12 protein-coding genes are annotated in these 14,400 nt (G+C 57.7%); 2 read left to right on the top strand and 10 right to left on the bottom strand.

Annotated elements, in window-relative coordinates:
- Nucleotides 1-63: 63 nt before the first annotated feature.
- From ACHQGU_RS04195 to ACHQGU_RS04155, 9 genes are all read right to left on the bottom strand, one after another.
- Entirely contained in the window at nucleotides 64-1,404 is a 1,341-nt protein-coding gene (locus tag ACHQGU_RS04195; protein WP_062140497.1) for a DEAD/DEAH box helicase, read from the bottom strand.
- Nucleotides 1,405-1,913: 509 nt separating this feature from the next.
- Complete coding sequence (gene metW, locus ACHQGU_RS04190; protein ID WP_062140495.1) at nucleotides 1,914-2,543, bottom strand: methionine biosynthesis protein MetW; 630 nt, start codon at nucleotides 2,541-2,543, stop codon at nucleotides 1,914-1,916.
- A complete protein-coding gene (locus ACHQGU_RS04185) occupies nucleotides 2,543-3,718 on the bottom strand; it encodes a homoserine O-acetyltransferase (protein ID WP_395495979.1) in 1,176 nt (391 codons plus the stop codon). The genes metW and ACHQGU_RS04185 overlap by 1 nt, the downstream gene beginning before the upstream one ends.
- Nucleotides 3,719-3,818: 100 nt before the next feature.
- Nucleotides 3,819-5,624 carry a translation elongation factor 4 gene (gene lepA / locus ACHQGU_RS04180; protein ID WP_061507838.1) on the bottom strand — a complete coding sequence of 602 codons (1,806 nt, stop codon included), beginning with the start codon at nucleotides 5,622-5,624 and terminating at the stop codon, nucleotides 3,819-3,821.
- Between the two features lie 251 nt (nucleotides 5,625-5,875).
- Complete coding sequence (locus ACHQGU_RS04175; RefSeq protein ID WP_395495978.1) at nucleotides 5,876-8,350, bottom strand: TonB-dependent receptor domain-containing protein; 2,475 nt, start codon at nucleotides 8,348-8,350, stop codon at nucleotides 5,876-5,878.
- A gap of 192 nt (nucleotides 8,351-8,542) precedes the next feature.
- Entirely contained in the window at nucleotides 8,543-9,310 is a 768-nt protein-coding gene (locus ACHQGU_RS04170; protein WP_395495977.1) for a helix-turn-helix transcriptional regulator, read from the bottom strand.
- Entirely contained in the window at nucleotides 9,307-9,555 is a 249-nt protein-coding gene (locus ACHQGU_RS04165; protein WP_061507846.1) for a hypothetical protein, read from the bottom strand. The genes ACHQGU_RS04170 and ACHQGU_RS04165 overlap by 4 nt, the downstream gene beginning before the upstream one ends.
- Entirely contained in the window at nucleotides 9,545-9,817 is a 273-nt protein-coding gene (locus ACHQGU_RS04160) for a hypothetical protein (RefSeq protein ID WP_395495976.1), read from the bottom strand. Before ACHQGU_RS04160 ends, ACHQGU_RS04165 begins: the two co-directional genes overlap by 11 nt.
- On the bottom strand, nucleotides 9,814-10,083 hold the full coding sequence (locus ACHQGU_RS04155) for a hypothetical protein (RefSeq protein ID WP_395496375.1): 270 nt from the start codon (nucleotides 10,081-10,083) through the stop codon (nucleotides 9,814-9,816). The genes ACHQGU_RS04160 and ACHQGU_RS04155 overlap by 4 nt, the downstream gene beginning before the upstream one ends.
- Here ACHQGU_RS04155 and ACHQGU_RS04150 point away from each other — a divergent pair.
- Nucleotides 10,046-10,171: a hypothetical protein gene (locus tag ACHQGU_RS04150; RefSeq protein ID WP_395496456.1), complete on the top strand. Its 126-nt coding sequence runs from the start codon at nucleotides 10,046-10,048 to the stop codon at nucleotides 10,169-10,171. The two genes, ACHQGU_RS04155 and ACHQGU_RS04150, sit on opposite strands and share 38 nt — an antisense overlap.
- 183 nt (nucleotides 10,172-10,354) lie before the next feature.
- Here the strand turns inward: ACHQGU_RS04150 and ACHQGU_RS04145 are convergent, their stop codons facing one another.
- Complete coding sequence (locus ACHQGU_RS04145; RefSeq protein ID WP_395495975.1) at nucleotides 10,355-12,760, bottom strand: glucose/quinate/shikimate family membrane-bound PQQ-dependent dehydrogenase; 2,406 nt, start codon at nucleotides 12,758-12,760, stop codon at nucleotides 10,355-10,357.
- A 418-nt stretch (nucleotides 12,761-13,178) separates the two neighbouring features.
- Here ACHQGU_RS04145 and ACHQGU_RS04140 point away from each other — a divergent pair, with 418 nt between their 5' ends.
- Entirely contained in the window at nucleotides 13,179-14,387 is a 1,209-nt protein-coding gene (locus tag ACHQGU_RS04140) for an aldose epimerase family protein (protein WP_395495974.1), read from the top strand.
- The last annotated feature ends 13 nt before the right edge of the window (nucleotides 14,388-14,400 follow it).

Below are 14,400 nucleotides of genomic sequence, written 5' to 3'. Positions count from 1 at the left end.
TGAGGATTGCTCCCCAGCGGCTTTTTTTGCATTTACCGTAACCCCAAGAGGGCCGGATAACTCTTAGAAGGCGCGGCCACGGCCAGACGATGCGCCGCCACCGGAGCGACCACCGCCACCCGGACGGCCACCGCCACCATTGCCACCACGCGGCGGACCACCACGGCCACGACCACCGCCGCCGCCATTCCCGCCACGCGGCGGACCACCGCGCCCACGGCCACCGCCACCCAGCACGGGCGGACGCATAGTAGAGGCCTCAGCACTTTCGGAGTGCCAGGGGTGGTCACGCACCACCGGAATGGGCTTGCCGATGGTTTTTTCAATATCACGCAGCCAGGCGCGCTGTTCCGGGTCACAGAAGGACACGGCCCAGCCATCACGCCCTGCACGGGCCGTCCGACCAATGCGGTGGACATAGCTTTCCGGCACGTTCGGCAGATCGTAGTTGAAGACGTGGCTCACATCGTCCACGTCAATGCCGCGTGCTGCAATGTCAGTCGCGACCAGCACTTTAACGCTGCCAGCACGGAAACCGCTCATGGCCCGCTCACGCGCACCCTGAGACTTGTTCCCGTGAATGGCTTCCGCCACCACGTTGTTTTTGTTCAGGAATTCCGCAACCTTGTTGGCCTCATGCTTCATGAGGGTGAACACCACGGCGCGGGCAACCTTGGGGGATTCCACCAGTGTCAGCAGGGCATCGCGCTTGTCGGTGCCTTCCACAAACATCACAGCCTGCTGGATACGGTCCACCGTGCTGGACGGCGGGGTCACTTCCACCTTGGCCGGATCATGCAGCAGAGAGTTGGCCAGATCCGCAATGCTGCGCGGCATGGTGGCAGAGAACAGCAGCGTCTGCCGTTTTGCGGGCAGATAGGTCATGATGCGACGGATATCGCGCACAAACCCCATGTCCAGCATGCGGTCGGCTTCATCCAGCACCAGGACTTCAAGGCCGGAGAGGTCAATATAGCCCTGACCGATCAGGTCCAGCAGGCGGCCGGGAGCTGCAACCAGCACATCCACACCACGACGCATGGCTTCAACCTGACGCCCCTGCCCCACGCCACCGAACACAACGGCCTGCGTGAATTTCATGTGGCGTGCATAGGCCTTGAAGCTTTCGCTGATCTGGGAAACCAGCTCACGCGTGGGAGCCAGCACCAGAACGCGCGGCTTTTTGGGGCCGGCAACCTTGGGATGAGCATTAAGGTGGTTCAGAATAGGCAGAGCAAACGCTGCGGTCTTCCCGGTGCCTGTCTGGGCCAGACCCAGCAGATCACGGCCTTGCAGCAGATGCGGGATGGACTGGGCCTGAATGGGGGTCGGGGTTTCATACCCCTGCTCAGCCAGCGCCTTCAACAGAGGAGGGGCAAGATTCAGTTCGGAAAACGTAGTCATCAGGGCAAACCTTTTCGTGCAGCCTGAAAAGCGAGACGAGACCACCCTTTTTCAGTTACGCACCATATCGTGTCAGGACGGAGTGAAAACGGCACACCCTGTGCACGATCCCTCACCCGCATTCATGAACATTTTTTAACAATGCTGGCAGCGTCACGTCTTTTCAGAAAAAGTCAGTCTGAAAACCCTGCCTTGATTTGTATATAAGTGGAGTTTTCCTGCCCCGCAAGCCTTCCGTACCATATTGGTCCTAAAAGAAAGTCGCCATATAATCGTCACAGTCTGTTCACGCCTTAGGCCGCAGCGCGCAGACGCAATGAAACAAAAGCCATCGCTGCTCAATTTTAAAGGAGGTTTTAAAAAACAGAACAGGCGCTTCCTTTTCCAAAGAGAGCATCCGGTTCCGTTGCGAACTAACCAAAGTTTTAGAAGAAATCTTCACAAGTTGTTCAAAACCGCCGTTTCAGCCCGCAAAACGGCCTGCGCAAACAACGCCTCTTCGCTTCCGGTCAGCTTTCCTCTGACGGCGGCGGGCACTCACCTTCGCGCCGCAGCAGGAACAGCGCCTGCTCACCAAACAGGTTGGCCAGCCGGATGGACCGCCGCCAGGGGGCGCGCTCGCCATCTTCATCCACCGCCATCCATTGCTGCACGCAATAGCCCTCTTCCGCGCACAGCGCGATGAAGTCCCGAATGGTGCAGGGATGAATATTGGGCGTTTCATACCACGGGGTATGCCAGACGGCTGTCATGGGCATCCGCCCGCTCAGCAACAGTTTCAGCCGCAGTTGCCAGTGGCCAAAGTTGGGGAAGGAGACAATGGCGTGCCGCCCGATGCGCAGCATTTGCCGCAGCACTTCCCGCGGGCGTTCCACGGCCTGAAGTGTGCGCTGCAACACCACATAATCAAACGCATCATTGGGGTAATGCGCCAGATCGTGGTCCGCATCCCCATGCACCACGGGCAAACCGTGGGCGACGGAGCGGGTCACTTCCCGCATATCAATTTCAATGCCACGGGCATCACAGCCGCGCAGGCGGAACAGATGGTCGATCAGCGCGCCATCACCGCTGCCGACATCCAGCACCCGGGTGCCGGGTTCGATCATTTCTGCAATCAGCCGTTGATCAAGACGCATCAGGCAAGCCCTGCATGATCTGCCACACCACACAGGAAGCCCCGCACGGTTCTGTCAAAATCCGGTTCATCCAGCAGAAAGGCGTCATGCCCCTTGTCCGTTTCAATCTCCACAAAGGAGACGTTAGCCGCAGCCTGATTGAGCGCGCGCACCAGATAGCGGGAGCTGGAGGTGGGGAACAGCCAGTCGGACGAGAACGACACCACGCAGAACCGCACCGGCGTGCCAGCAAAAGCCGCAGGCAGTTCGCCGTCATGCTCGGCGGCGAGGTCAAACCAGTCCATGGCGCGGGTAATGGTCAGGTAGGAATTGGCGTCAAAGCGCCGCACAAAGGCCGAGCCCTGATAGCGCAGGTAGGATTCCACCTCGAACACATCCCCAAACATGGCCAGAGAGGCTTCCGGGGCCTGCGCATCCTTCGGGTCCCGCCGCACCCGGCGGCCGAACTTGCGGGTCAGGGCTTCTTCCGAAAGATAGGTGATGTGCGCCATCATGCGCGCCACGGCCAGCCCACGGGCCGGGACCACATTATGTTCCCAGTAGCGCCCGCCATACCACTCGGGGTCAGCAAAAATGGCCTGACGCCCGACCTCGTTAAACGCAATATTCTGGGCCGAATGGAAGGGTGCCGTGGCAATCGGCATGGCCGCCAGCATCATGTGCGGATACGTCACCGCCCATTCCAGCACCTGCATGCCGCCCATGGAGCCACCGACCACGGCAAACAGCCGCTCAATCCCTAAAGAGCGCACCAGCTTATACTGAGCACGCACCATGTCCCGGATGGTGATGGGCGGGAAATCCGTACCCCAGCGCTCCACCCTGCCTTCTGCACAGGCTGGTTTGAGGGAGCGCGGGCCGGTGCTGCCCATGCAGCCCCCAAGCACGTTCATGCAGATAACGAAAAAGCGGTCGGTATCAATGGGCCGCCCCGGCCCCACCATGCGCCCCCACCAGCCGGGCTTGCCGGTTTGCGGATGCGTTTCCGCCACATACTGGTCCCCCGTAAAGGCGTGGCAGATGACAATGGCGTTGTCCCGCCTGGGGGAGAGCTGGCCGTAGGTGCGATAGGCCACATCAAGGGATGGCAGATGCACACCGCATTCCAGATCCAGCCCATCGGGGAACGTGGCGTGCTGATGGTCGCCGACATCAAGAGGCGCTGTGCTATTCATGAAGGTGATACCAACTCCGGCTGGAAGACCTCCGACATAGGAGCGAAAACAGGACGGATCAAGTCCGCCTTAACGCTGCCGCAGGCCTGCCATGCCAGTGTTAGCCATCCATTTTCAGAGCGGCGAGGAAGGCGCTCTGCGGAATTTCCACTTTCCCGAACTGCCGCATGCGCTTTTTACCCTCTTTCTGCTTTTCCAGCAGTTTGCGCTTACGGGAGATATCACCGCCATAACATTTGGCCGTCACATCCTTGGACAGTGCGCCAATGGTCTCACGCGCAATCACCTTGCTGCCAATGGCCGCCTGAACGGCGATCTTGAACAACTGGCGGGGAATGAGGTCTTTCAGGCGGGCACAAATAGCACGGCCACGGGTTTCCGCCGCAGAGCGATGCGCAATGAAGGACAGCGCATCCACCGGCTCCTGATTGACCAGAATGGAAATGCGCACGAGATCACTCTCCTCGTACCCATCCATCTGATAATCAAAGCTGGCGTAGCCGCGTGTGAGAGACTTCAGGCGGTCATAGAAGTCAAACACCACCTCGTTCAGCGGCAGGCGGTAGACAGCCATGGCGCGGCTGCCCACGTAGGTCAGGTCCACCTGCACGCCACGGCGCTCCGTGCACAGGGTCAGCACAGCGCCAAGATATTCATCCGGCACCATGATGGTGGCCTTGATCCACGGCTCGTCAATTGTCTCGATCTGCGAGAGGTCCGGCATATCGGCCGGGTTGTGCAGCTCTTCTTTCTGCCCGTTGGTCAGCGTGATGTGGTACACCACGGACGGCGCGGTGGCGATCAGATCAAGATCGAACTCGCGGGACAGGCGCTCCTGAATAATTTCCAGATGCAGCAGACCAAGGAAGCCGCAACGGAAGCCAAAGCCCAGTGCTGCGGACGTCTCGGCCTCATAATGGAACGAGGCATCGTTCAGGCGCAGTTTGGAGAGGCTGTCGCGCAGCTTTTCAAAGTCATCCGCCACAATGGGGAACAGACCACACCAGACCACCGGAATGGAGGGCTTGAAGCCTGCCAGAGCCTTGTCCGCCGGGCGACGGTCATCGGTAATGGTGTCACCCACGTTACAGTCGGCCACGGTTTTGATGGCGGCATTGATGTAGCCCATCTCCCCCGGACCGAGGCTTTCCACCGCCGTCATACGCGGGGCGAACACACCGACCTGATCAATCTGATGCACAGCGCCGCTGGACATCATGCGCATTTTCATGCCGCGCTGCAGGCGGCCTTCCTTGACGCGCACCAGCACGATCACGCCCAGATACGGGTCGTACCAGCTATCCACCAGCATAGCCTGAAGCGGCTTTTCCGCATCGCCCACCGGCGGCGGCAGGCGGGTCACAACGGCTTCCAGCACGCCTTCAATATTCAGGCCGGTCTTGGCGGAAATTTCCACCGCATCATCTGCGGGGATGCCAATCACTTCCTCAATCTGCGCCTTGACGCGCTCGACGTCAGCTGCGGGCAGATCGACCTTGTTCAGCACCGGCACAATTTCATGGTTGGCATCAATGGCCTGATACACGTTGGCCAGTGTCTGCGCTTCCACACCCTGCGAGGCATCCACCACCAGCAGCGAGCCTTCACACGCGGCCAGCGAGCGGCTGACTTCATATGCAAAGTCAACATGTCCGGGCGTGTCCATCAGGTTCAGGACGTAGGTCTTGCCATCCCTGGCCGGATAGGTCAGCCGGACGGTCTGGGCCTTGATGGTGATGCCACGCTCACGCTCAAGATCCATATTATCGAGCACCTGATTCGTCATCTCGCGGGCGGTCAACGCCCCGCAAGCCTGAATCATGCGGTCGGCCAGTGTCGATTTCCCATGGTCAATATGGGCGATAATCGAGAAATTACGGATGAGCGAAAGGGGTGTGTCGGTCATGCTGCTCCCTTTAAGCGATACGGAGAGACTTGTCAGCCAGTTCCGCACTCCCGGACGCTATTTCCCTAAAAATTTTACCGGCCCGATGCTTCACCCCCGACAGAGCAGTCAAACCAGCCAGCAACCACCAATTATCATACAGCCCGGGATATCAGATGATGCGCGCCATAATTTAAGGTGAGTCTCCGCCGGTTCGCCTGCCCCTGCACATTACAGAGGCAGGCCTTCCAACCGAAGTTTCCGGGCCAGCCTTAGAACTCAGCAGAGATCGTGCCGAAATACTCGCGAGGGGCGGCCTGATAGAGAATAGCGTTATTATCGCCAGACATGGCCGCCGTACCGTAAAGCCCACCGAAATAATTCTGATTGAACAGGTTATTTACTGAGAAGCTGACTTTCAGATCCTGCAGAGAGTGACCAATTTTTCCAAAGTTGTAGGAGGCCATGAGTGACGAAGTCCAGTAAGATGGCACCTTCACGTCATTCATATATGTCATAGCCATAGCGCTGCTATAGGTCGTATTGAAGTTAAATGATGCACGGTGATAGGTATAATTGACGTTCGCTTTATACATGAACTTTGGATAGAAAACCTGATGCTTCCCCTTAATGCTGACAGTGCCGCCATTATAGGGGATAGCGCTTGATTTATACTGGGCATCATTCCAGCTGAAGCTATTGGTAATTTCCAGACCATGGAACGGGCGAATGGTACCCAGAACATCGGCCCCGTTCATGGTTTCACGCCCCACATTCAGATAGGCGCTGTAGGTATTGTTGACAGGGCCTGAGGTGATACCCGCCAGACGATTGTAATAATCCGTATGATAGAAATCGACTGCGCCGGAGAACAGAGCGGAGTTATACCGGTAGCCGACAACATAGTTCCATGTTCTCTCCGGCTTCAGCTTACTCTTGTTTTCATCGAAAACCTGCTGGGCAGAATTGCTTGCATTCCCAAGACCTCCCCACGGCGTGCCACCGTTTGTCTGGGTTGCGTAATCATACGTGCGCATGTTTTCCGCAATATCCCAGTAGAATTCATGCTTATCAAGAAAATGGTAGTCAAAGGCAAAGTGTGGCAGAAACGCATTGGAAGAGGTCATGCTTCCGGACACGGGATGCGCGTAATACGTTCCCCATGTGGAAGCGAGTGCGGCAGTATTGTCCACTTTCGTGCCGCCATGCGTTGTCTGCGTCAAAGAGCGGAAGCCACCTTCCAACGTCATGCCCGGAATAATATGCCAGACGTCTTTCAGGTAAAACTGAAACGTATTGCTGTTGAATGAGTCCGCCCACCATGTGGTGCCGGTGCCTTTTTTAAAACCGCTCAGCGTGGCGTGTGCGCCATTCACGCCATCTTCATACAAACGTGTGGGATAGTTGAAGCTATTATTCTGATACCAGACACCACTTTGAATATCATTATTATGCAGTTTCAACGTAAAGCTTTGCGTAAAGCCAATACGTCGAACGTCCGGGTGCCCCATCTGCTGCACCATGGGGATACCGGAGGTGGGAGACGTCAGAAAGTTGTTGGTCCCACCATAATCCCCGTTTGAAACATGCCCATAAAGAACCGTGTCAGATTTGAGATTACTGAGAATTTTATACTCATTGACCAGCGCGCTGAGATAATTCCTCTGCACCTGCGAGCCATCCCAGAAAATGTTGGAGGCTTCATCGGCTGAAAGCACGCCCTGCACTTCTGTTGGAACCGTACCAGCCTGTGCATTAGCCGCCCAGCGAACAGCCTTTGCATAGTCAGGCTTGAGCATGGCAACCTGACCGTAGTTCTGCCACATGTTTTTCGTCATGGTCAGAAAGTTGTATTGTGTAAAACCAGAATAATCGAAAATTGCTGTCAGCTTCCCGCGGCCGTTCAGGTAAGGCTGCACAAGTTTAAAGTTGGCCTGATTTTCCCGCTGGTCTCCATACCCTTTCCACAAATTCTGTGACGTCCGAGCATAGGACGCGTAAAATTTTGTCCCGGTCTCATTCAGAATACCGCTGTCTACACGGGCAAAAGTACGAAAGCCGTTATAGCTGCCAAAACTCTGGCTAATCTTGCCACCTGCCTTGTCTTTGGGATCGGAAGACTGAAACGTCAGTGCGCCGCCCAGCGTCTGGCCAGATGGCATATCGACCGCTCCTGCCCCCTGCGAGACAGACATGGACTGGATATTATCCTGAATTTCAATCTGGTCGATATTCAACCCATACCAGTTATGAAACCCAAATCCGCCCATTGGGATCCCATCAATCGTGCCACCCAGCTGAGACTGATTAAAGCCACGCACATAAAAGGTACTGGCAGCGGTATCCATCCCCAGAGCATCAGACGACCCAAAGCTGACACCCGGTGCCGTAGCAGCCAGAACCTGAAGCGGACTGGACCCAGCAGTAAAGTGATCAATCACGGCACGGGAGATAACCACCTTTGCACCGACTGAATGGGCATGACTGGAGGTAACCTGCACCTCCTCCCCCGCAGCAGAACGGACAGCACGCGGCGCACGCGAAACAGAGGGAGAATGATGCCCCGCAGAGACACTCTTTTTAGAAGAAGGCAGCACCGGATGGCGCTGTTTTGCGACAGCCTTGCTCGACCGGGGTAATGAGGCATCGGCGCGGGCCTGCTCCACGCCCCCAACTGAGCACAACACGAGGGCCGTGCAGGTTAAAAAATAGGAACGTCCTCGCAAGCCATTAAGCAACGCCATCATTATATTCACCCGTGTCGCATATATTATACGATCTCACGGTATGGGATTCCGATGCTAATTCGAAATGGATTCTCCGAAATTTGTATTCACGTTCTCGTGTACTTCCGCCATACGCAAGAATTCATAAATTTATTTCTTCAATGAATTTTATTCATGCAATTTTTTATAAAAATAAATGTAATTCTGTCTTTCTTAAAACGTAGCCATCACAATCCGATGCAGCCACACGCCCGCTTTTCCCTCCGGCACCGGCACTGCACTCTCAACTGCATCATCCTGCGCATGCACACTGCCTTGTTCCGAGCATTGATAAGGCAATACAGCCCAGCGTGTTCCCCCGTCTGAGCCAGAGGACGTTTTTCCCTTGTCATTTTGAAGGGGAACTGAAGCGGGTGCCGCGCAGACACCATTATCTTGGGAGAACGCGTTTTCCACCAGAATACCCAGAACCGGCTCCATCCCCGACCGCCAGAGCAGCACACGGTCAGAACGCCGGGGCGGCATATCGGGCATCAGCACGAGTGAGCTGCCTTCGCGCAGCAGCGGCTCCATACTGTCCGTATCCACGCGCACGGCATACGCGTCTCCCGTTACGGCGCAGGGGAGCGTCACATCTTCCCACAACACGCCGTTAGGGCGGCCTGTGCTATCAAACAGGCCGCTGCCACGCAGGAGGGAGAGTGGCAGGCCGCGAATGCGCCGCGCCGCAGCAGCCCCCTGCCCGCGTCCCTCGCCTTCCAGCCTCCGAATAAAATCCGCAGGAGAAATTTTGAGAACATCCAGCGCCCGCAGCAGGGTGGGTAATGCCATCCACCGCATGTCACCATGCGGGCTGATCCTGCGAGACGGATTAAAGGTGGTCGGGTCCAGTCCCGCCGCACGAGCAAGACCGGAGGGTGTCAGCCCCTGTTCCAGCGCCAGTGCATCCAGCGCCTCCCACAGATCATCCGGGCGAATCATTCATGTGGTGCAGACGCTGGCTTGAGCCCGTCTGCGATTTTCAGCACTTCCCGCGCATGCCGAGCCTCACCCTCATCGGTGACAAAAAAGCGGCCCTGTCCGTTATCCCGCACAAAGCCCATGCCTTCCATCCGCACCAAACACGGATCATCCCGCTGCCCGGCGGGACGTCCCACCGCTCCCGCCAGACACAAACGGTGCAGGGCGGAGCGACAACAGGTTTCCAGATACGGTTCATTCCACATGGGATGCAGGATCATCAATCACTACGGGGAATGCAAGCGGCTTCTCTGCTCCGGCCGCATTCGGCGCCAAAACCTGCTGAAAATAGGTTTTCAGATCAGTCGTTCCCTTTGAAGGGCTGGCAGGCATATCATAGGCCTGCGTGACAAAAATCTCTGTCATATGGGCGTAAGACTGCGCGGCACTGTCTGAAAACCCATTCCGACGATACGCTGCCAGCCACTCGGCTTTGGGAAGAGACGCCACGCGCACCGGCTGGTTCAAAACCTCCCCCTGCACTTCCGCCACATCCTCTGGACTATACTGCTCCGGGCCTTCCACCGCATACACGCCGACTTCAGAGACGGGCTGGCTGGCGGGTTCAGCACAAAGGCGCGTCTGGCTTTTTGAAACAAGGCGGCCAGAGCTGATGTGTCCTGCACATCCAGTATCGCTGCCTCCGCCCCTTTCTGCCGCCACGCTTCGGCTTTTTCCGCACTTCGGGTTACGACCGTGACAGCCTCTCCCGCCGCCAGCAACGCCCGCGCCACACTGCCCCCGACATGGCCAGTGGCTCCCATGACCACGTACATTTACGCCCCTTTTCTCACCCACATTCTGGCAGGCCATCTCTGGTAATGCACCCGTTCCGAGGCCTGTGCTTACAAAGCCCCTTCCTGTCAGAAAAACAGGTGGCGCTCTACCCCTGCACGCCACGGGCACAGCCTCATTTTCCCCATAAAAAAAGGGACGAACCCGTTTCCCGGTTCGCCCCTTCCCTTACGTCATGCCGGAACACCGTCCGGCAACAGTTTGGTCAGATCAATGCTTTTCCGCACCATCCGGCAGCGCATAGGCCACAATATAGTCACCCAGCTTGGTGCCGAAGGAGCCGTGGCCGCCGTCGGCTGTCACCACAAACTGGCGACCATTGGCTTCATACGTCATCGGTGTGGACTGACCACCGGCAGGCAGACGGTCCTGCCAGAGCTGGCGACCGGTCGTGACGTCATACGCCCGGATGTAATAATCCGCCGTGGAGGTCAGGAACGCCACGCCACCAGCCGTGGTCAGCGGGCCACCCAGAGACGGGATACCAACCTTGAAAGGCAGCGGCAGCGGAGAGCTGTCCCGCACGGTGCCGTTGCGGTGCATCCACATGATCTTGTTGGTCTTCAGATCAATGCCCGCCACATAGCCCCAGCCCGGCTGTTTGCACGGAATACCCAGCGGGGAGAGGAACGCATGCAGGTCCACACCATACGGGGTGCCATATTGCGGCTGCACACCACTTTCTGAACCGGACGGCCCGACATTCGGATTCGGCTCAGCCGGGTTGCGCGGCCCACGCGGGATAAGGGTAGAGACAAACGGAATGGCAATCGGGTTGGTAAAGGCAATCTGACGCACAGGGTCCACAGCCAGACCGCCCCATTCAAACATGCCCAGATTCCCCGGGAACACCAGCGTGCCCTGCTCGGACGGCGGCGTAAACGGCCCCTCATAGCGCAGTTTCTTGAACATGATGCGGCACACCATCTGGTCCAGCATCGTGCCGCCCCACATGTCCGCATCCGTCAGGTTTTTCTTCGGGCGGAAAGTGAGTTCGGAATAAGGCTGGGTAGGAGCCACATGGTCACCGGGGGCTGCACCCTGCGGCACCGGCGTTTCCGGAGCGGGGACAATCAGGTGCCCGTTGCGGCGGTCCAGCACAAAGATGTTGCCCGTCTTGGCCGGAGCATACAGCGCCGGAACCACCGTGCCGTCTGCCTGACGAATATCGACAAGGCTGGGCTGGGACGGAATATCCATATCCCACAGATCATGATGCACCGTCTGATAGAACCAGACTTTCTCACCCGTATCGGCGTTCAGTGCCAGAATACCGGAGGCATAGCGTTCCTGATCGGCAGAGCGATGACCGCCCCAGATATCCGGCGTGGCCACACCCGTGGGGATGTAGATCATGTTCAGCCGGGCATCGTAAGACGATGTAATCCAGGAGTTGGGAGAGTTCGCCACATATTTGTGGGTGTCGGACGGCAGTTCGTTCGGGTTGGGGTTACCGGCATCAAACGCCCAGACCAGACGGCCCGTATACAGGTCATACGCACGCGTCACACCGGAGGGTTCATGCGTGGAATAGTTATCCGTCACCGCACCGGAGACAATAACAACCTTCTGCGTCACCACCGGCGGAGAGGTCGGCTCATAGAACCCGGCCTCATGCATCGGCATGCCGCCCTTCAGGTCCAGTTCGCCATCCTGACCAAAACCGTGGCAGCGCTCACCCGTTTCCGCATCCAGCGCAAACAGGCGACCATCATTGGTCGGCAGGAACACGCGGTGGCTGCACTCGGTAGGAGCCGGTGTGCCATCGCTCGTCACATCACCGGGATGCATCTCAGAATAAGAGACGCCACGGCACGTCATGTGCTGGAAGGTCGGGTTGTACTGAAGTTTCGGATCGAACTTCCACCGTTCCTTGCCCGTGGCCGCATCCAGCGCAAACAGGATCTGGTGCGGGGAGCAGAGATACAGTGTGTCGCGCACCTTGATGGGCGTGACTTCATCCGTGAATTCTCCCGGGTCATTCGGGGTCTTGAGGTCATGTGTGCGGAACACCCATGCCACTTTCAGACCTGACACATTGGCCGGGGTAATCTGCTTAAGCGGAGAATAACGGTCACCAAACTGGGTGCGGCCATAAGCGGGCCAGTCGGCATCGGCCGCATCCTGTGCATCACCCGGCACAATGGCAGCCTGCGGGCCTGCGGAGGGCAGAACGCCGGCAAGATCCTGCGGGTCCTGCGTCAGCGCAAAGCCATAGACTGCCAGACCAGCCACCACGCCCAGCGCCAGCGGCGCACGCCCCATGCGGGAGTGCGGGTAGAGGTCTCTGGTCACAAATGGCAGGAGCATCCACAGGCCCAGCGGCAGCAGCACGTCCCCACGCGGGGCCAGCGCCCAGAAGTCAAACCCGACTTCCCCCACGGACCAGATGAGTGTTGCGAAAACCAGAGCGGCATACAGCCACAGGGCTTCCTGCCGACGCCGCCAGAGCAGCGCAGCCGTGACCAGCAGGACCAGCCCGCACAGCACATAAAAGAGAGAACCGCCCAGAGAAGCGAGCCATGCGCCGCCTCCCGTCAGGAACAGGCCCAGCACTGCCACAAGGACAGTCGTAATCAGTAACGGCATACCGGGCCGCGAAGATGGTGGCGTCATTCAGGTCAACCAATGTTGTCAGAAATGTAAGAAAGGACCACAACCGTATAAGATAAATTCATTTTTTTCCAGAAAAATTCTGGAACTGCGTCGCGCCCGATAGAAAACAGAGCAACTGATTGCTCTACGCACCCACGCGGCATGCTTTTTATCTTTTCTCAAGAAAGAACACAGGCTCTCTATCCTGAAGAAATAGAAATTTCTTCAAGAAGTCCTGAGAGAATTTTCTTTTTTTATCGACTCAATTCTAAAAACATTCCAGACAAGACTGTCAAAACATACAAAACCACAGACAGACACCGCCCGGCCCGTGGCCCTGGACATGAACTTTCATGCCCTCATGACGTTATTGGCCAGTATACGCCAACGCGACGTACGGGCATTTGTTCCGGCCAGTACACATGAACGGTCTTACACCATGACTTCACGCTTAGTTTCGCCTGCTGCCAGACCACACGGCCTCATGGGCCGCCTCTCCCGCTCCGCAACACTGGGGCTGGCCGCGCTGGGGGCGCTGCTGCCGTCCCTGTCCCACGCGGCCCCGCCCGGTGCGTTTGAAGCCGAGCCGTTTGGCGCACTGGCAAACGGGCAGAAAGTCTCGCGCTACACGCTGCGCAACAAGGCTGGCCTCACCGTGCAGTTTCTCTCTTATGGCGGGGTCATTACCGCCATTTCCACCCCGGATAAGACCGGAAAACAGGCCAATATCGTGCTCGGTTTTCCTACGCTGGAGGGCTACGCACGGGATAGTGCAGAAGGCGGCCTATTTTTCGGCGCGCTGGTGGGACGCTATGCCAACCGCATTGCAAAGGCGTCGTTTGATCTGGACGGCACGACCTATCACCTCCCGGCCACTGAACCGCCGAACACCCTGCATGGCGGCCGGAACGGGTTTGATAAAAAGATATGGTCTGTCAAAAAACTTTCCGATCTGAGCAACGCCACCGGTGCGGAACTCACACTGGTCAGCCCGGATGGGGATGAAGGCTTCCCCGGCACGCTGACGGTCCGTGTGTCCTACATTCTGGACGACAGTAACCGCCTGAGCATCCGCTACCGCGCCAGCACCGACCGCCCCACCGTTCTGAACCTGACAAACCACAGCTATTTCAATCTGGGCGGTGAAGGCTCCGGCACGGTGGAAAACCACGTCCTCACCCTGAACGCGGACCATTACACCCCAACGGATGATGCCTCCATCCCCACCGGTAATATTGCCAAAGTTGACGGCACACCACTGGATTTCCGCACACCGCACCGGATTGGGGAGCGACTGCGCAGCACGTTCGGGCAGATGCGCCACGCCAAAGGGTATGACCATAACTGGGTTCTCACCGCGCCAACCGGTCCGGCCCCCCGTCTGGCCGCCACGCTGACGGACCCGGCCTCAGGCCGCACCCTGTCCGTTTTCACCACGCAACCCGGCATTCAGGTTTACACAGGCAACAGTCTGGATGGTCGTTATGCTGGCCCGTCCGGCCGGACCTACCGACAGACAGACGGCATTGCGCTGGAAACCCAGTTTTTCCCGGACTCTCCGCACCACGCAAACTTTCCCTCAACCGCGCTCAGACCGGGTGAAGAGTTTGACCACACCACAGTCTTCGCCTTTGGGGTTCAGCCGTAAAAGCTCCTGACGG

It is taken from the genome of Acetobacter sp. KSO5, from assembly GCF_044094635.1.
Taxonomy (GTDB): Bacteria; Pseudomonadota; Alphaproteobacteria; order Acetobacterales; family Acetobacteraceae; genus Acetobacter; species Acetobacter cerevisiae.
Note: the sequence above shows the minus strand (reverse complement) of the source record. Positions and strands in the feature narration are given on the sequence as shown.